The sequence below is a fragment of the Microvirga arvi genome (assembly GCF_016892765.1).
GTDB classification, from domain to species: Bacteria; Pseudomonadota; Alphaproteobacteria; order Rhizobiales; family Beijerinckiaceae; genus Microvirga; species Microvirga arvi.
Genome location: NZ_JAFEMD010000030.1, coordinates 28,410 through 45,107, shown reverse-complemented (window position 1 = coordinate 45,107; position 16,698 = coordinate 28,410). Strand labels below are relative to the sequence as shown.

Genomic DNA, 16,698 nt, shown 5'->3' with positions numbered 1-16,698 from the left:
AAGGAATTCGCCCTTCTTTCCGATGACACTCCATTCAACAAGAAGACAGGGATGAAAGTCGCCCGTTGCAGGCGCTTTCGGCTTGTGGCCGAAAGGCCTTCCCATGAGTTCGGCTCTAGCCGCCGCAGGCGATCTCCCTATGTGCAGCCTTGCATCTGAACCATAACAGAACTGACTTGGGAGAACTTCATGAGCCAGACCCGCCGCAGCGTTCTCGTGACGATGGCTGCCGCTTCCGCAGCCTCAGCCCTTTCGCCATGGCGGGCCTTTGCCCAAGCCGATTACCCGACGAGGCCCGTCCGGGTCACCGTTCCCTATGCGGCGGGCGGCGGCACGGACTTTTTCGCCCGTCTTGTCTTTGCCGCCATGGGCGAGGAATTGGGACAGCAGTTCGTCATCGAGAACAAGCCGGGCGCCGGCACCAATATCGGCGCCGATGCCGTGGCCCGTGCGGAGCCTGATGGCTACACGCTGCTTTTGGGCGATTCGGCTACCTTCGCGACGAACCGCACCCTGTACCGGAAGCTCTCCTACGATCCCTACAAGGATTTCAGCCCGGTCTCCCTGACCGGCCGCTTCGCCCTGGTGCTGCTCGTCAACACGAGCAAGCTGCCGGTGAACTCCATTCAGGAACTTGTAGCCGAGGCGAAGAAGACGCCCGGTCGGATCAACTATGCGACGCCGGGCTTGGGGAGTCCGTTCCACCTGGCGAGCGAGCTTCTCTCGCAAGGCGCCGGCATCAAGCTCACCCACGTGCCCTATCGCGGCGCGGCCCCCGCCGTGCAGGATCTGGTGGCAGGACAGGTGGACATGATGTTCATCGATTTCGCGACTGCGCGCTCGCAGCTTTCCGGCCCCATCAAAGCGATCGCTGTGGCCTCTCCGAAGGAGTTTGCCGGTTTGCCGGGCGTACCTCCCGTCGCTGCCGATTTCCCGGGCTTCGAAGCCTGGGCCTGGCAGGGCTTCGTCGCGCCTGCCCGCACATCCCCCGAGATCATCGCCAAGCTCAACGAGACGTACCGACGCGTGGTCGGCAGGCAGGACATTCGCGACAAGCTGACCGGGGCTGGGATCGACGTTCTCCAGAGCTCCCCATCGGAAATGGCAGCCTACATGCAGGAGGAAGGCGCCAAGTGGGAGAAGGTCATCAGGATGACCAACATCACGCTGGAGTGAGGCGTCTGACAGTGATGGGGCTGCCTAAGAGCTGTTTCCACTTGCGTGGAATCATCTCTCTTGTTTGGCTTGCCGCATTTCTTGACGGCGAACCGGATCCACTTCGCCGAAAAATGCTCTAGTTGCGGTCCCACTGGTACATGCGCTGCTCGCCCTCGCCACAATTGATCGATGGCTCTGCCTGAACTTTCTGGATCAGCGACCGCGCAGGCAAGGCTGCGATCTCGCGGATGATCTTGGTCCGAATGGCATCTGCGAAATGCTGGCGCTCGCGCACCGGCACAATGAACGAGCCTTCACCGCCGATCACGCAGTTCCGGTAATAGAGATCGAGATGCTCCATGTCGCCAAAGCCGCTCGGCCGCTTGAGCATGATGGGCAAGCCGTTGATGGTGATGCCCTTGGCGACGGCCTCGTCGCGCGCCGCGACGACGCCCCGGCCGCTGCTGTTGGGCCCATCCCCCGAGATGTCGATGACCCGGCGGATCGGTTCGACCCCCGTCTGCTCCAGAAGCTTCACGCCGAAATCGATGGCGCCCGAAATCGAAGTTCGTCGAATACGGCCAATGGGAGTGGTGCTCAGGCCGTCGGCGAATTTCAGGGCGCCCTCGGGGCCGTCGATGAGGGTCCAGGGGACGATGACGTTCTGATATTCGACGCCGGACCATTCCACGTAGGTGACGATGATACGGCCCACCATGCCATTGCGGATGGCATCGTGCACCTGCGGCGAGCGGAAAGCCTCCATGAAGCCCTGACGCTGAAGCTCCTGCTCGTCCGGGTCCATGGAACGCGACACGTCGACGGCGAGCACCAGCGCGACATCGACCTCAGTCTCCGCACGGGCGCCGGGAGCACAGAGCCACAGCCCTGTCATTGCAGCGGCAAGAGCGCCAAGAAGCCTTCGGTTCATTCCTGCCTCCGTTCGTCAGAGGCAAGAAGCTGACAGGAAACGTCAGGCAGACAAAGTTCGAAGGCTCTCAATTTAGCGTGAATGCGCTGTGAAAAGCCTGCAGCCCAACCCGCCTTGGGATCCGGGAAGGAACGCCATCTCGCATGACTTCTCCTCCTGGTCCGGCGCGTTATATCGCCGGCATGGCGCCCGGACTTGCCGTGGCGGGTGGTGCCAGCAGGAGGAACTTTCACCGATGTCGGCTACTCTCGATCGATGGTCACCTTATGCCCTGGCTGTCCTGAGGATCGTCACGGCCCTGCTCTTCATGGAGCACGGAACGCAGAAGCTGTTCGGCTTCCCGGCTCCGCCCGAGACCGGTACGCCGCCCCTGTTGTCCCTTTTCGGCATCGGAGCCATCCTGGAGCTCATCGGTGGCCTGCTGATCCTGGTAGGGTGGTTCACCAGGCCTATCGCGTTCCTGCTCGCCGGCGAGATGGCCGTGGCCTACTGGATGTTCCATGCCCCGCAGAGCCCTTATCCGGTGTTGAACGGCGGGGATGCATCCATCCTGTTCTGCTTCGTGTTTCTGCTGCTCGTCTTTACAGGCCCCGGAGCGCTGAGCATCGATGGATCAAGGCAGCCTGCGGGTCCGCGACACTCCTGGGAACGCTGATAGGGTGCCGCTCTTCCTTGATGGGAAGAGTCTCTGGCCCCTACCTCGAAAGAGCTATTCGACGCGCCCAGTGTCTCGGAATCTCAACTGGAAGGGATACCGGTACACTCTAGATTATGATCGGAGCCGCATGACCTCCGCACCGGAAAAAGGTAAGAGCGGGGGCAGGTTTGTTGCGTAGGAGTAAAATATGGCCGAGATCATTGCCTTGAAGGATCTCAAGAAGATCGCCGACCGGTGCGAGGTATTGACGCTTTTCGAGCCGAAGCGTCCCTCGAAGCCCAAAGCCCAGTCCGAGAGCAGGACGTTCGATTTCCCGACTTCCCGTCCCTTCATTTCAGGAAACCTCACGGATCTCTTCGAGCAGGCTAATGCCGTCGCCATGCGCCACCATCATGGGGATCCCAAGGTGCCGGCCATCGTGGCTGAGAAGTGCTTGGAATTGATCCAGGCTCTGGAAGAGCATGCCCAGCCGGAATGAGCCTCCTATACGCAGAGGAAATGTCTGAAGATCATGATTTCCTTTGCAGCATTTGACCCGGCGAAGGACCATTAACTCTAACCATAGAAGCTTGATGGCACACGAATTCTTCGGTTGATTTTGTGAGTTCCTTATAGAATTTTACAGATGCTGACATAGCGCCCGTGGCGGGTTGAGTTGCTTGCATGACTATGCGCAACTCAAAGGCATGATGCCCTCCTGCCAGGCCGGTGGAAGTCCGGCAGGTTCCTCTCTCAAAAATTTCATTCGCTTGAGGTCGACCGTTCGACAGACTGTCGTTCGAACGCGGTCGAGAGGTGTTCCGTGTTGGACATGTTCAAGAGGCTTTTTTCGCTCGATAGCGCAGAGTGGCCCTTTGTTCGTGGCGTTACCCTTGGCCGCGCGTGGGAGGGAAGTTCGACGGAACTTCCTCCACAGGGCGGGCTGCAACGAAGTGCAGGGTTTCCTGTTATCGAAGGCAGTATCGGAGGAGCAACTTACACGGACGCTAAGTCATTCGCCCCAGAAGCAGGTCTCCAACTACACAGAAGGCTTACATCTGCTAAGAACCAGATAAGCTTAAATAATACTGCGGCTCGAAGAATATAATCACTCATCAGAACCGGATATGACATGATGTTCCATAACTTTACGGCAGGGAGGGTTACCTCTTAGGAGATTGCAAAAGAGCGGAACAAAATCTTCTAGGGGCTGTTATCGCCACGCCTGATCCAATTCTGGATCGGCTTCTTGGTCATGGTTCCCACCTTCTGGCTTCTTCGGCTGCGCATTTGGGGTAACGGCGCCATGATCCTCGACGGCATATCATTGAACAATATCAGGGGGCAGAGCCAATATGGCCCATAGCGTCGTCTACAAAGAGCAGATCCTGCCCATTGCTCAAGATCCTTTCCAGAACGTCACGACTGTTCTGATCTGCCAGAATATTCTCCTGCGGACAGGCATCAGCCATATCCTTTCAGGGACCCGCTTCAACATCTCGGAAGAGGTCGGTGACGATCTCTCAGACTTTTCCGCCTTTCCTGGTGGAGTTCCGGTGCTGTTTCTCATCTGCGACGTCCGCTCCACATCCGAATATGCCCAAACGATCCAGGATCTGAAGGCCCGATGCCCTTCCGCCCGCGTGGTCGTTCTTGCGGACAGCATGGATCCGCAGGCGGTTCTTCAGATCTGCAAGGAAGGCCTGGATGGTTTCTGCATGACGACCATGGATCGCCATGCCATCGTCAAGGCACTGGAGATCGTGATGCTGGGCGAAACTTTCATTCCGGGATCCATCGGGCTTGGTCTGCTCGACCAAATTCGGGACGGTCAGGGTACCGGTCTCGGACAGTCCGTTGCCCTCGCGCCGGCGAACAATCCGACTGTGCTCCTGAACAAACTGTCCGAGCGGGAGGCGCAAATCCTGCGTTGCCTGACGCAGGGCGCCTCAAACAAGCTGATCGCCCGGGAACTCGGCGTGGCAGAGGCGACCGTGAAGGTGCACATCAAGGCAATCCTAAGGAAGGTGAAGGCTGCAAACCGGACCCAGGCAGCCATGTGGGCTGCAGGACACCTTGCCTCCGCACAGGAGAACAGCCCCCTGGTTCCAGGCGAGTAAGATCGCATTCATTCTGCCCGCTCGATCAGGCGGCGGATCATGGAATTACATTCTTATCCGGATCGTGGCGGCAGGCATAAGGAGCTTGCCGCCACTACCTCTTTAGGGGTAGCCCATGTGGCGAGTTGCGGATCAGTCTGCACCAAAGGTAAGCCTGACAGCACCCTGATGGTGCGCCGGATTAATAACCCAGTAATCGCGTACTGACGCCCCAGGTTCGAACTTATAACAATCGCTAAAACGATGCGGTGGGGCAAACATGGATTATCAGGTGGAATTGGTGGCGCGTGCCTTCTATGAAGCGGAGCACGAGGATTTTTCGTGGGACGGCGAAGCGGAATTGGTCAGAGATGAATTCCGCGAATATGCCCGCAATGCCATCGGTTTGCTTCACGAAGACATCGGAGTGCTTCTTCTGGCGCTGCAACGCGCGGTCGCTGAGGAGCATCCTGAGAGATCCAGGGCCGCAGCCTGAGCCGCACGGCTCATAGGGGATCTTGAGGATCCCTTGTTCAAGACAGGTTCCTCAAGATCGTCGGTCGTCGGAACACGCTTATCGTGAAGCGTGCCTGCGATCAGTGAGCATCCGGCGGCAGATCGGCAATGCGCTTGATCTCGTAGACGACCAACATCAGGACAATCGACATCACCACGAGCCCGAGGGCGTTCGTGAAGACGCTTGCGCTGACGCCTGAGGACGAAGAGACAATCGCGAGCAGGATCAGAAACGGCAGCCCAAGGGCAATAGCGAGGACGGCAAGAAAAGATCGTGGCATAGGGGCAAATCCCCGGGGTTCGAGGGAAACATCTTAGTAGCCCTCAAATCGTGGAGAAAGTGAGGTTCAGCTTCGGCCTGCCTCGTTTCCCCGAAAGCCGTTGCCGAAAATGCTCCGAAAAGGTCTGCCGCCGCGCAGGAAAGCGCAGGCCTAGAAGTCCCAGCGCTGCGCCTTGGAGACGAGGAAGTCGCGGAACACTTGAACGCGTGCAACGGAGCGCAGCTCTTCCGGATAAGCCAGATAGCTGTCGAGGGTCGGCATCTGCACGTCCCGTAAAACCTGCTTCACTCGTGGATTGCTGCTCATGGCGTAATCCGGTGCCATGCCGATGCCGGCGCCGTCCTCGATCGCCGTCCGGAGCGCCAGGCTGTCGTTGACCATCAATCGGCTAGGACGAGGGTCCTTAGGATCGCGGCCCAGGCTCGTCAGCCGGTGCAGGTCCAGGATGAAGGCCGGCTGATCGCCTCCCAGGCAGAGGATGGAATGATTGTCGAGGTCTTCGATGCGCTCGGGCTCGCCGAACCGCTCGAGATAAGTATGGGCGGCGTAGGCATGATACTGGATGGTGAAGAGCCGGCGCTGGATCAGATCCGGCTGCGCCGGCCGGCGCAGCCGGATGGCGATGTCGGCCTCCCGCATGGCTAGATCCAGTTCATCGTTCGTCAGGATCAGCTGGATGCGGACATCGGGATAGAGATCGAGGAACTCCCTGATGCGCCGCGCCAACCAGATCCCGCCGATGCCGACCGTCGCCGTCACCCTGAGATCGCCGGCCGGTCGCTCGCTGGTCTCCGTGAGGCGCTGGCGCGTCTCGTCCAGGCGCAGGCGGATGTCCTGTGCCGCGCGGAAGAGCACCTCCCCATGCTCCGTCAGAATGAGGCCGCGGGGATGGCGATGAAAGAGGGGGACCTTCAATTCGTGTTCGAGAGCACTGATCTGGCGGCTTACCGACGACTGGTTGACCCCGAGCTTCTCGCCGGCGCGTGTGAAATTCCCGGCGCTGACCACCTCGTAGAACAATCTGATTTTGTCCCAGTCCAAGACAGATCCTCAAGAGGGAAGCGGGTTCACCGGTATCCGGAAGCCGGCCCATGTTGGGATTATTCCAGATCAGGGAGGTTTTGCCACAGGAACGGCGGATGCGCCATCACCAAAGGCGATGCCGTCCATGTTCAAGTATCCGCAGTTTACGCTTTCGTAGAATTCCATGGAGAATGCTCGAAAGCCGGCAGCATATTTCGTTAACTTTACCTAAGGGTAATAATAGGTCACAGAAGGCATTTATTGACTTTCAAGCCGGTATTGTGAAAATCCAGACTAGCAATACGCTCTATTCATGGCGGGTTGGTAGGCTCACTCTAAGTGAAGCGCGTCCAAAGGCATGATGCCGCCCCGTCATACCGGTGAGAGCCCGGTATGCTTCCCCGAAAACTTGAGCTTCTGCACCCTCATGGCTGAACGGCCGAAGGTAGCGCTATGGATAGGTCTGCCGCCTCATCAGGGGCCTTGGCGCCCTTGGGCCCTTGGCTGACACGCCCCTTCCGGGGCTTGATCGGTCGATTCGGCATCGCCTTTTTCATGCCGGTGCTCGAGGCGACGCTGCTGATCACTCTGCTGGCGCTGGCGCTGCCCATCGCATTGCTGCAGGTCTATGACCGCATCCTGCCGAACAAGGCGACCGGCACCCTGATCGTTCTCGCCATCATGGTTGCTCTGGCCATTATGCTGGAGGCGCTGCTGCGGCACGTGCGCGGCAGGCTTCTGGCTCGCATGGCGGCGACCTCCGAGGCGCAGGCGCATCGTCAGGCCATGGAGTGCCTGCTTCATGCTCCTCTCTCGGCGCTGGAGGCCAACGGCAACGGCTATTACGCGGAGCGCCTCTCCGCCATCGGCACTCTGCGTGAGGCTTGGTCGGGACCGGCTCTTCAGGCAATGCTCGACCTGCCTTTCGCGCTGCTTTACCTCGTCGGCATCTGGTATCTCGCTGGTCCGCTGGTTCTGGTGCCGCTGGCTCTTCTCGGTGGCATCGGTCTGCTTGCTGCCCTGACGGGCCGGCGCGTGCGCCGTGCCGCGCATAACCTCGCTCTGGCCGAGGAGCGCCGCTTCAACTTCCTGTTCGATACGCTGAGCTGCGTTCATGCCATGAAGGTTCTCGGTGCCGAGCCTCTGCTCGAGCGCCGCTACGAGCGTCTGCAAGGTGGCTCCGCGCAGATGCGCCGAACCCTGGCGCATGCCATATCGGCAGGGCAGGAGGGCGGCCAATTGTTTGCTCAGGCCGCCACCATCGGCGTCGCAGCCTTCGGCTGCCACATGGTGCTCAACGGTCAGCTCAGCGTCGGCGGACTCGGCGCTTGCACCATGCTGGTTGGCCGCACGATGCAGCCTCTCCTTGGCGGCGTTGCACTCTGGTCGCGGCTCCAGTCTCTTGCGGAGAGCCGCCGGCGCGTTGCGGAAATTGCCCTGATCCCGCAGGAGCGGCAGCTCGACCGGCCACCGCTCAAGGTGACCGGCGGGCATGTCGTTCTCGAGAACGTTCGGCTGCGCACTCCACCTCATTCCGAATGGCTGTTCGATGGACTGATGCTGGAGGCCAAGCCCGGCGAGATCATTGGCGTCACCGGCGCCAATGGCTCCGGCCGTTCGGCCCTGCTGCGCCTGATCGCCGGCGACCTGCAGCCGAGTCAGGGGCGGGTCACGATCGACGGGCAGGACCTCGCACAGGTCGGAATCGGACCTGCGCGCCGGCAGATTGCTCTGGTGCCGCCCGATCCGGCTCTCGTGCGCGGCACGCTCCTGCAGAATCTGACCATGCATCAGCCGCATCGAGAAGCCGCGGCCCTTCGCTTGGCGACCGAACTGGGTCTGGATCAGGTGGCGAGTGCCCTGCCGGGCGACTGGCACACACCTGTGGGTGTTGCGGCAACGCCTCTGCCGCGCGGCGCGGCGCAGCGCATCGGCGTCGTGCGCGCCCTGATCGAGGAGCCGCGCATCCTGCTTCTCGACGACATCACCTCGCAGATCGATGGCGACAGCGACGCGCGGCTTGCCCGGCTGCTGGCGGGGCTGCGCGGCAAGGTGACAGTGATCATCGTGACGCACCGTCCCTCGACCCTCGGCATTGCCGACCGCGTGTTTGCGATCCGAGACGGCAGATTGGAGCGCGTGCCGTGAGCTTCCTCGCCGACGCCTGCCCGCGCGTTCCTGTGCAACTGCCGGAGGATCTGCTAGCTCCCTCGGATCTTGCCCGATGCCTTCCGGTTTTATTGTGGCTCATGGATTGGTCGGGCAGCTCGGACGACCTTCTGGCAGCCCTGCCGCACGCCAAGCCGGATATTGATGTGACCGATCTGCGCAACACGCTGGCGGTTCTGGGCTACCCGACACGGATGCAGCGGCTGCGGCGGGGGCATTTCGATCTGCGCTGCCTTCCCGCAATCCTGCTGCCTCCAGGACGGGCTGCCGCGATCGTATACCGGGACGAACGCGGACAGGTTCTTCTGTTCGACGGCGCTTCCGGCGAGGTGAAGCCTTGCGCGCCCGAAAAACTGCGCGGCACTCTGCTCCTTGTAGCCGAGGCGAGCGTCGCATCATCCCGCCAGAGCTGGTTCAACGGCATCGCGCGGCGATTTCAGGGAGCTCTGCCGCCGCTGCTTGCGATCAGCGGGCTGATGGCCGTGCTCGGGCTGGCGGTGCCGATCTTCACCATGGCGGTGTTCGATACCGTCGTTGCCGGCTACAGTCCCGAAACACTGCCGATGCTCGTCATGGGCGTCGTGGCCGCGGTGGTGCTGGAAGTGCTGTTCCGCGTCATCCGACAGCGCGCGCTGCTGCGCATCGCGGAAAGGCTAGACCGGCTGGTTCCGAGCGCCGTGTTCACGCAGCTGATGTCCTTGCCGACAGCGCTCGTGGAGCGCGCCGGCACCGCATCCCAGGTATCCCGCCTGCGCGATTTTGCGGCCATCCGCGAATTCCTGACTGGCAGTTTCGCCGTCGCGCTGCTCGACATGCCGTTCACCCTGCTCGTCGTGCTGCTCATGGTGGTGCTCGGGGGCTGGATCGCTCTGGTGCCCGTGGGTACAGCCTTGGGCTTCGCCCTTCTGTTCTGGGTCTCACGTGGATCGATGCGGCTGGCCATCGATCAGGCTGCCCGCGCCAACCAGGCCCGTGAGGCCCTGGCGGTTGAGGCGCTGGAAACCGTGCGCGTTCTGAAGCTCGGGGGAGCCGAAGAGCGCTGGATCGATCGTTATGGTGCAGCCTCCGCCGCAGCCGCCGTGGCTTCCGCACGGGTCAGCACCCTGACGGGTTCAGTTCTCGCTGCGAGCCAGGCGCTCGTGACCCTGTCCGGTCTCGCTGCCGTGGTTCTGGGGGTGCTCTCTGTCCTGTCAGGCGCGATGACCGCCGGCGCGCTGATTGCCGGCATGATGCTGATCTGGCGCATCTTAAGCCCGATGCAGACATGCTTCGTCATGTTCTCGCGCTGGGAGCAGACGCAGGCCTCGATCCGCCAGGTCGATGGATTGATGGCTCTGGAAACGGAAAGGCCCAGTCCCCTCGAGGCGCGCATGGCACCCCCGGAGCAGGGCGCCATCGTTTTCCACCGTGTCACCCTGCGCTACCTGCCCCAATCGGAGCCCGTGCTGGCTGGTGCCAGCTTCGCCATTCAGCCCGGACAGGTCGTGGCGGTCACCGGTTCCGAGGGCACGGGCAAGTCGACCCTGCTGCTGCTGATTGCCGGACTATACCGGCCGCAGGGCGGCTTGGTGCGAATCGACGGGCACGACGTACGCTCCTTCAATCCGGCCGTTCTCCGGCGCAGCATAGGCTGGGTGCCGCAATCGCCGGGATTGCTCTACGGCACGATCGCGCAGAACCTGCGCTTGGCCCGGCCCAGCGCGACCGATGCGGACCTGCGTGCGGCCGCCGCGGAGGCCGGCGTGCTCGAGGCCATCGAAGCGATGCCGAGCGGTTTCGACACCCGCGTCGGCGACAATCACAGCAGCCGTCTGCCACGCAGTATCCTGCAGCGCATTGCACTCGCCGGCGCCCTGCTGCGGGAGGCGCCGATCCTGCTTCTGGACGAGCCGGTGGCCGGGCTCGACGATGCTTGCGCCAAAGCTTTCACGGATGTCATTGCCTCCCGCAGAGGCCGCTGCACGATCCTCATGGCAACGCACAGGCCGAGCCATATCCGAATGGCCGACCGCGTGCTTCGCCTGCGTGACGGACAGGTGGAGGAGGTGGAGCAGTCCACCGCTCCCTCCGGCCCGCGGCCGACGCGGACTCCGGTGGGAATGTCTCTGGCAAACGCCGCCTTCGCAAATCTATCTGCCGCTAACACCTCCAGAGTTGGTTGATGAGCACCACCGCAGCACTCGCTTCCGAGGTCAAGAACCTGCCCCTGGCTGCGGATCGTCACGCCATGGAGCTCTTGCCCCGTGCCGGTCGGCAGCCGAGGCCCGACAGTCACGTGCTCGCGCTGGAGGAGCTGCGTATCCATGGCCTGGAACGTGCTGTCGTTCTGGGTACCGGATTTCTGGTGGCGGCAACCCTGGCCTGGGCCACGCTGACCCATGTGCCGGAGGTTGCAATCGGCATCGGTGATCTCGCACCCAAGGAGGCGCCTGCGCCCGTACAGCACTTCGAGGGCGGGATCGTCACGGAGGTGCTGGTTCACGAGGGTGATCTCGTTGAAGCCGGCCAGCCCTTGCTGCGCATGAACGATGCCGCGGCACAGTCCGAGCTGGCTCAGGCCCGTCTCCGCCTCGAGTCGCTGCAACTGCAGGCACAGCGCCTGACGGCAGCGGCGGAGGGCAACATCACGGCGATGGAATTGCGTGGCCGTCAGGCATCGGCCGGTCTTGTCGTTGCCGATGCGGGGGGCGGCTCCATGCCGTCCCTGTCCACCAGCCTCTTCATCGGACCCCAGCGCGCAGCCCTCGACGCGCGCCTGCGGTCCCTGAACGACCGGATCGCAGTGCTTCACGAACAGGTGGCTCAGCGGCGCAGTGAGCTGGCGACCCTGTCAGGCCAGATCTCCGCTGTGGGAGAGCAGATGGCGCTGCACTCCAAGGAGCTCGGCATCCGCGAGGATCTCGCTCGCAATGGCCTGACGACCCGGCTTGCCGTCCTTGAGGCGCAACGCCTGCTGATGAGCGCGAAAGCCGAGCATGAGCGCCTCAGCGGTCAGCACGTCACGGCCCTGCGCAGTCTGGCCGAGGCCGAGGCGCGCATCGCCGAGATGCAGTCCTCCGCCGTGGACGACGCCCGGCAGGAGGCCGCTCGCGTGGCGCTGGAAGTCGCCGAGACAACGGAAGTCGTCCGCAAGCTCGAGGACCGTGCGGAGCGCACCCTCCTGCGCGCGCCGACGGCGGGCGTTCTGCGAGGAATGGCCGTTCACCGCCCTGGCACCGTGCTTCCGCCCGGCGGGCTGATCGCCGAGATCATGCCTCAGGAGGCGCCTCTCGTTGCCGATGTGCGGATCACGCCGCGCGACATCGGCTTCATCGAAGTCGGGCAACGTGTGCACGTCAAGGTGCAGGCCTTCGACTACGCACGCTACGGCGCCGTGGAGGGCGTTGTGGAGCGCATCTCGGCAGGTACGTTCCTGGATGAGCAGCGGCAGCCGCATTACTGGGTGCGCGTCTCGCTCAGCCAGCAGCATGTGGGCCGCGACTCCGCCAAGGCGCAGCTCGTACCCGGCATGACCGTTCAGGCCGACATCACGACCGGCAACAAGACCGTGCTGCAATACCTCCTGAAGCCGATCTATTCCGCCGCGGCGGCATCATTCCACGAGCGCTGAGGACGCTGATCGCATGAGCCAGCAACCCGATCCGACCATCCCGTTCGATGCCAGCGTCGTTGACGAGGAAGCCCTGCGCGCCCTTCGTGCCGTGCAGCGAAACCTTCCCATGGGCGATGGCGGCGCCAGCGGCAATCTGGTGGGCGGGACGGAAGCGGTTGCGGCTTTCGGTATGGTGAAAGGCGGTCCCAGCGGCGGGATAGCCGTCAGGCCGCATGAGATCGCCTCGCTTGAGACGGGCGCAGCATCCGCTCCAGAAGAAGAGCCGCTGAAGACGCTCGACCTTGCGCCGCCCGTTCAATCTTCGATCGTCCTGGATCAAGCACAGTTCGATGGCGATGCATTGACATTGTCCGCAACGGTACCGCCTACGCCTCTCAGAAGCCCAAGGGTCGCCACTGCGCAAGGATCTTCAGGAGACCGTCCAGCCGAGACGGATACTCCGTTCGTGCGGGAGATATCTCCGGCGGCCGCAGACGCGCCCGAAGATCCGCAGGTGCCGACGCCACCTGCCGCCGAGAACCCCGAGCCGGAAGAACCGGCCGACGTATCAGCCGACCCTCCTGCTGTCGCTTCGCGTGATGTTTCTGGTTTGGAGGATGCGGCGATTGGGCTTGACCTGTCGGCGGCTCTGACCGACCGCGACGGCTCGGAGGGGCTCACGCTGAGCCTGCTCGGCATGCCCGACGGCGCCTCTCTCTCGCACGGCTCCCGCCAGCCCGACGGCTCGTGGAGCGTGCCGGCCTCTGATCTCGCCCATCTCACCCTGACCCCGCCGAAGGATTTCGCCGGCACGATCGAGCTGACCCTGCGCGCCACCGCCCAGGAGCAGTCCAGCGGCGGCAGCACCACCCTCGAGACCAGCTTCCGGGTCCAGGTGGCAGCGGTGGCCGATGCGCCCGCCGTGATCGTGGCCGATGCGCGCGGCTCCGAGGACACGCCGGTCAGCCTGGCAGGGCTTGGCGGGGCGCTGCGCGATGGGGACGGCTCCGAGGCTCTCAGCTTCGTGCTCAGTGGCGTCCCGGCCGATGCCAGCCTGAGCGCCGGGGTGCGCCAGGCGGATGGCAGCTGGAAGCTCCTGCCGGATCAATTGGCAGGTCTGACCCTGCGTCCCCCCGCCCACTTCTCCGGCAGCTACACTCTCACCCTGACGGCGATTTCCAGCGAGAGCAGCAACGGGGCGAGTGCCAAAACCTCGGCCAGCTTCACCGTGGGCTTCGATCCGGTGGCGGATGCCGGCACGATTGCGGGCGCCAGTGCGGGGGCGGAGGACAGCGCCATCGTGATCCGGCCGGCCTTCGTCACGCCGGATCCTTCCGAGAGCTGGTCGGCGCTGAGCCTGGTGTCGGGGGTGCCGGCGGGCGCCAGCCTGAGCCAGGGGCGGGAGATTGCCCCGGGCACCTGGGAGGTGGCCACCACCGAGCTGCAGGCGGGGCGGGTGAGCTTACGGCCGCCGGAGCATGCGGATGCGGACTTTAGCCTCACCATCAAGGCGGTGCTGACGGATACGGGCAACGGCATCAGCGTGAGCCGGGAGGTGACGGGCACGCATGGGGTGACGGTGCATGCGGTGGCGGATGCGCCGCAGGTGAGGGCGGGGAACGTGACGGGGCAGGAAGATCAGGCCGTCGCGCTCGATCTTGCCGCAGCGCTGACCGATACCGACGGATCCGAAACGCTCGCGGTGAGCATCTTCGGAGTGCCGGAGGGCTTCACGCTTTCCGCCGGAACGGTACAGAGCGGAGGCGAATGGCGGGTGCCCGCTGCAAGCCTCCATGACCTCAAGCTGGTGCCGCTTCCGGATTGGAGCGGGACGCTGAACCTGACGATCCGCGCTATCAGCACCGAGGCGAGTACCGGTGGCTCGGCCACGACAGCCAAGTCTTTCACGGTCACCATCGATCCGGTGAACGATGCGCCCGAACTGACCCTGAACTCCGCTGAGCACGCGGATGCCGGTGTTCACCAGGCCGATGTTTTCGGCGCAACGCATGCGGAGGATATCGACAGCGCGCAGCTCGGCGGCGCCGTCATCACGCTCTCCGGAGCCCAGCCGGGTGACAGGCTCGATCTTGAAGGCTTTACCCTGCACAGCGAGAACGGGCGCATGATGATCGGCGACACGGGCATCGAGGTGATCGGAGGAGCCTATGCCGGCGAGGCGGGGACCCTGACGCTGAGCGGCCATGCCTCGCCTGAGACATACGCGAATGTGCTGCAGTCGTTGATGCTCGAAAGCGGAGATCAGTCAGGACTTGCGGCCGGTACCCGCAGCATCGGTGTCGTCCTGTTCGACAGCGAGGGGGCTGCCTCGACGCAGCAATCCGTCGACGTGGTGATCGATGAAGTGGACCCTGTTCAAGGGGAAGAACAAGGCTTTGCCGCCACAAGCTTCGATGCGATGCAGAGCGGAGCGGGATCGGACATGATCCTCCTGATGGCCGACGGGGAGAGCGACACGAGCCACAGCGTCACCGGGTCATGGACGGAGCAGATCGACGCCGATGACAATGCGGCTACTTCCCATAACGTGGGGCATCTCGATCAGCCGACGGAGCATGTCCAGATCATCGACGATCTCCAGGCAGACGCTGCGCGGATAAGCTGGTCCTGACGATCACCGGATCAGGGGCGGAGCCTTCGCCAGCCCCGCCCCGCCAAGGCAAATTCACTGGGTCCCCGGCTGGATGATCGGCACATCAGCAGGAGCGGGTGGAACGTCGGAGGGCTCCTCGTTGTCCGCCGGTTCGAGTGGGTCGAGCGAGGGAAACTCGGGGAGAGGGCCCGGAACGTCGGGCACTTCTTCCGGAGAGGATTCAGGCTTAGGTGTGTCTGACATGAGACCTCCGACGATTGGATTGTCTCCTTGGGAAAACACAGGTGCCTGTTACGTTCCCGCCACCAAATTGAATTGTCTTCGTTTGTAGCAGCCTGCGCCGCGAGCGGCACGATCGCATCGACATGGCTGCAGGCTGGAACCGCCACCTTATGGTCGAGGTTACCTCAAGGCCAAGCCTGGCCGCAGGCCTTGGGCTCACGAGGATCCTTACTGCACCATGACCATCGCCACGCCGCCATCCCGCCACCCGAACGAGGCGACCTCCTCCTACACCTCCATTCTCTTGGCCGCTGCGGCCGGATGGGCGTTGCTCAAGCTCGTATCGGGAGGAAGCAGGGTTCCCGCGCCCGTTCGAGGCAACCATCGGCAGCGAACGGAGCCGGCGGAGGAGGCGATACAGGCCCCGGCTGGCGAGCGGCATGCGCCTGTTTCCGCAGCCTCCGAGCCGGGCAGGGGACGGCAGGCGGATACGCCGACCGAAATCCCAGCCAAAGGATGGAAGGACATCCTCTGGCGCACCTATGAGGAGTTCAGCGCCGATCGCATCCTGTCCATCGCGGCGGGCGTGACCTACTATGCGCTCCTGGCGCTGTTTCCGGCGCTCGCGGCCCTGGTGTCGCTCTACGGCCTGTTTGCCGATCCCGCCACGATCCGGGATCATCTGGCCGCCCTGTCGAACATTCTTCCCAGCGGCGCAATCGAGATCATCGGCGAGCAGGTCTCCCGCATCGCCTCGACAGGCGAGGACACTCTCGGAGTGAGCTTCGTGATCGGGCTCGGCGTGTCGTTGTGGAGCGCCAATGCGGGCATGAAGGCTTTCTTGGACGCGCTCAACATCGTCTACGACGAGGACGAGAAGCGCGGATTCATCGGGCTCAATGTGAGATCGCTTGCTTTCACGCTCGGCGCCGTTCTTTTCATCCTCATCGCTTTGGCCGGGATCGTCGTCCTGCCCGTCGTTCTCGCCTTCGTGGGTCTCGCCAGCAGCACCGCATGGCTGCTGGCGATCGCCCGCTGGCCGATCCTGCTCGCCGGCGTCACCCTTGGGCTGGCGGTGGTCTATCGTTATGGCCCCAGTCGTGATCAGGCGAAATGGAAGTGGGTGACACCCGGCAGCATCGTCGCGGCCGTGCTTTGGCTCGCCGTATCCATGCTGTTCTCCTGGTATGCGGCGAATTTCGGCAGCTACAACGAGACATACGGCTCGCTGGGCGCTGTCATCGGCTTCATGACGTGGATCTGGATCTCATCGGTGGTGATGTTGCTGGGCGCCGAGATCAACGCCGAGATGGAGCACCAGACCGCCAAAGACACCACCAAAGGCCCCGATCGCCCGATGGGCGCCCGAGGAGCGACCATGGCCGACAACCTTGGCGCCGCGAAGGTGTAGCATCCCCTTCCAATGCCCCGCCGAGATCCACGCGCTCCCGATCGT

14 protein-coding genes are annotated in these 16,698 nt (G+C 63.1%); 10 read left to right on the top strand and 4 right to left on the bottom strand.

All coding sequences use genetic code 11. From position 1 onward, the window contains the following. Window positions 1-189: 189 nt before the first annotated feature. On the top strand, window positions 190-1,176 hold the full coding sequence (locus ILT44_RS18360) for a Bug family tripartite tricarboxylate transporter substrate binding protein (protein ID WP_204241060.1): 987 nt from the start codon (window positions 190-192) through the stop codon (window positions 1,174-1,176). A gap of 118 nt (window positions 1,177-1,294) precedes the next feature. On the opposite strand, the gene ILT44_RS18355 is transcribed toward ILT44_RS18360, so the two are convergent. After that, window positions 1,295-2,089: a DUF1194 domain-containing protein gene (locus ILT44_RS18355; RefSeq protein WP_204241059.1), complete on the bottom strand. Its 795-nt coding sequence runs from the start codon at window positions 2,087-2,089 to the stop codon at window positions 1,295-1,297. 235 nt (window positions 2,090-2,324) lie between these two features. On the opposite strand from ILT44_RS18355, the gene ILT44_RS18350 reads away from it, so the two are divergent. From ILT44_RS18350 to ILT44_RS18335, 4 genes are all read left to right on the top strand, one after another. After that, a complete protein-coding gene (locus ILT44_RS18350) occupies window positions 2,325-2,744 on the top strand; it encodes a DoxX family protein (RefSeq protein ID WP_204241058.1) in 420 nt (139 codons plus the stop codon). 190 nt (window positions 2,745-2,934) lie between these two features. Next, the gene (locus ILT44_RS18345) at window positions 2,935-3,225 is read left to right on the top strand and encodes a hypothetical protein (protein WP_204241057.1); all 291 of its coding nucleotides are present in this window, start codon (window positions 2,935-2,937) and stop codon (window positions 3,223-3,225) included. Window positions 3,226-4,081: 856 nt separating this feature from the next. After that, window positions 4,082-4,846 carry a LuxR C-terminal-related transcriptional regulator gene (locus ILT44_RS18340; protein WP_204241056.1) on the top strand — a complete coding sequence of 255 codons (765 nt, stop codon included), beginning with the start codon at window positions 4,082-4,084 and terminating at the stop codon, window positions 4,844-4,846. 259 nt (window positions 4,847-5,105) lie between these two features. Continuing rightward, window positions 5,106-5,321: a hypothetical protein gene (locus tag ILT44_RS18335; RefSeq protein ID WP_204241055.1), complete on the top strand. Its 216-nt coding sequence runs from the start codon at window positions 5,106-5,108 to the stop codon at window positions 5,319-5,321. 100 nt (window positions 5,322-5,421) lie between these two features. Here ILT44_RS18335 and ILT44_RS18330 read toward each other — a convergent pair whose 3' ends face one another. Next, a complete protein-coding gene (locus tag ILT44_RS18330) occupies window positions 5,422-5,622 on the bottom strand; it encodes a hypothetical protein (RefSeq protein ID WP_204241054.1) in 201 nt (66 codons plus the stop codon). Between the two features lie 150 nt (window positions 5,623-5,772). Beyond that, entirely contained in the window at window positions 5,773-6,663 is an 891-nt protein-coding gene (locus ILT44_RS18325) for a LysR family transcriptional regulator (RefSeq protein WP_204241053.1), read from the bottom strand. Window positions 6,664-7,098: 435 nt separating this feature from the next. Between ILT44_RS18325 and ILT44_RS18320 the strand changes: the two genes are divergently transcribed. Genes ILT44_RS18320 through ILT44_RS18305 form a run of 4 tightly spaced genes read left to right on the top strand, consistent with a single transcriptional unit; the run spans window position 7,099 to window position 15,038 of the window. Beyond that, the gene (locus ILT44_RS18320; RefSeq protein WP_204241052.1) at window positions 7,099-8,793 is read left to right on the top strand and encodes a peptidase domain-containing ABC transporter; all 1,695 of its coding nucleotides are present in this window, start codon (window positions 7,099-7,101) and stop codon (window positions 8,791-8,793) included. Then, on the top strand, window positions 8,790-10,976 hold the full coding sequence (locus ILT44_RS18315) for a peptidase domain-containing ABC transporter (RefSeq protein ID WP_204241051.1): 2,187 nt from the start codon (window positions 8,790-8,792) through the stop codon (window positions 10,974-10,976). The genes ILT44_RS18320 and ILT44_RS18315 overlap by 4 nt, the downstream gene beginning before the upstream one ends. Continuing rightward, window positions 10,976-12,424: an HlyD family type I secretion periplasmic adaptor subunit gene (locus ILT44_RS18310; protein ID WP_204241050.1), complete on the top strand. Its 1,449-nt coding sequence runs from the start codon at window positions 10,976-10,978 to the stop codon at window positions 12,422-12,424. The genes ILT44_RS18315 and ILT44_RS18310 overlap by 1 nt, the downstream gene beginning before the upstream one ends. A gap of 13 nt (window positions 12,425-12,437) precedes the next feature. Next, window positions 12,438-15,038, top strand: a complete 2,601-nt coding sequence (locus ILT44_RS18305) for a hypothetical protein (RefSeq protein ID WP_204241049.1) — start codon at window positions 12,438-12,440, stop codon at window positions 15,036-15,038. A gap of 54 nt (window positions 15,039-15,092) precedes the next feature. Here ILT44_RS18305 and ILT44_RS18300 read toward each other — a convergent pair whose 3' ends face one another. Beyond that, window positions 15,093-15,263: a hypothetical protein gene (locus ILT44_RS18300; protein WP_204241048.1), complete on the bottom strand. Its 171-nt coding sequence runs from the start codon at window positions 15,261-15,263 to the stop codon at window positions 15,093-15,095. A gap of 217 nt (window positions 15,264-15,480) precedes the next feature. Between ILT44_RS18300 and ILT44_RS18295 the strand changes: the two genes are divergently transcribed. Next, window positions 15,481-16,653 carry a YihY/virulence factor BrkB family protein gene (locus tag ILT44_RS18295; protein ID WP_204241047.1) on the top strand — a complete coding sequence of 391 codons (1,173 nt, stop codon included), beginning with the start codon at window positions 15,481-15,483 and terminating at the stop codon, window positions 16,651-16,653. The last annotated feature ends 45 nt before the right edge of the window (window positions 16,654-16,698 follow it).

Excerpts from the sequence above, each read along its gene's own strand:
- ILT44_RS18360 (WP_204241060.1), top strand. The coding sequence starts at position 190 with ATGAGCCAGACCCGCCGCAGCGTTCTCGTGACGATGGCTGCCGCTTCC.
- ILT44_RS18355 (WP_204241059.1), bottom strand. The coding sequence starts at position 2,089 with ATGAACCGAAGGCTTCTTGGCGCTCTTGCCGCTGCAATGACAGGGCTG.
- ILT44_RS18350 (WP_204241058.1), top strand. The coding sequence starts at position 2,325 with ATGTCGGCTACTCTCGATCGATGGTCACCTTATGCCCTGGCTGTCCTG.
- ILT44_RS18345 (WP_204241057.1), top strand. The coding sequence starts at position 2,935 with ATGGCCGAGATCATTGCCTTGAAGGATCTCAAGAAGATCGCCGACCGG.
- ILT44_RS18340 (WP_204241056.1), top strand. The coding sequence starts at position 4,082 with ATGGCCCATAGCGTCGTCTACAAAGAGCAGATCCTGCCCATTGCTCAA.
- ILT44_RS18335 (WP_204241055.1), top strand. The coding sequence starts at position 5,106 with ATGGATTATCAGGTGGAATTGGTGGCGCGTGCCTTCTATGAAGCGGAG.
- ILT44_RS18330 (WP_204241054.1), bottom strand. The coding sequence starts at position 5,622 with ATGCCACGATCTTTTCTTGCCGTCCTCGCTATTGCCCTTGGGCTGCCG.
- ILT44_RS18320 (WP_204241052.1), top strand. The coding sequence starts at position 7,099 with ATGGATAGGTCTGCCGCCTCATCAGGGGCCTTGGCGCCCTTGGGCCCT.
- ILT44_RS18310 (WP_204241050.1), top strand. The coding sequence starts at position 10,976 with ATGAGCACCACCGCAGCACTCGCTTCCGAGGTCAAGAACCTGCCCCTG.
- ILT44_RS18305 (WP_204241049.1), top strand. The coding sequence starts at position 12,438 with ATGAGCCAGCAACCCGATCCGACCATCCCGTTCGATGCCAGCGTCGTT.
- ILT44_RS18300 (WP_204241048.1), bottom strand. The coding sequence starts at position 15,263 with ATGTCAGACACACCTAAGCCTGAATCCTCTCCGGAAGAAGTGCCCGAC.
- ILT44_RS18295 (WP_204241047.1), top strand. The coding sequence starts at position 15,481 with ATGACCATCGCCACGCCGCCATCCCGCCACCCGAACGAGGCGACCTCC.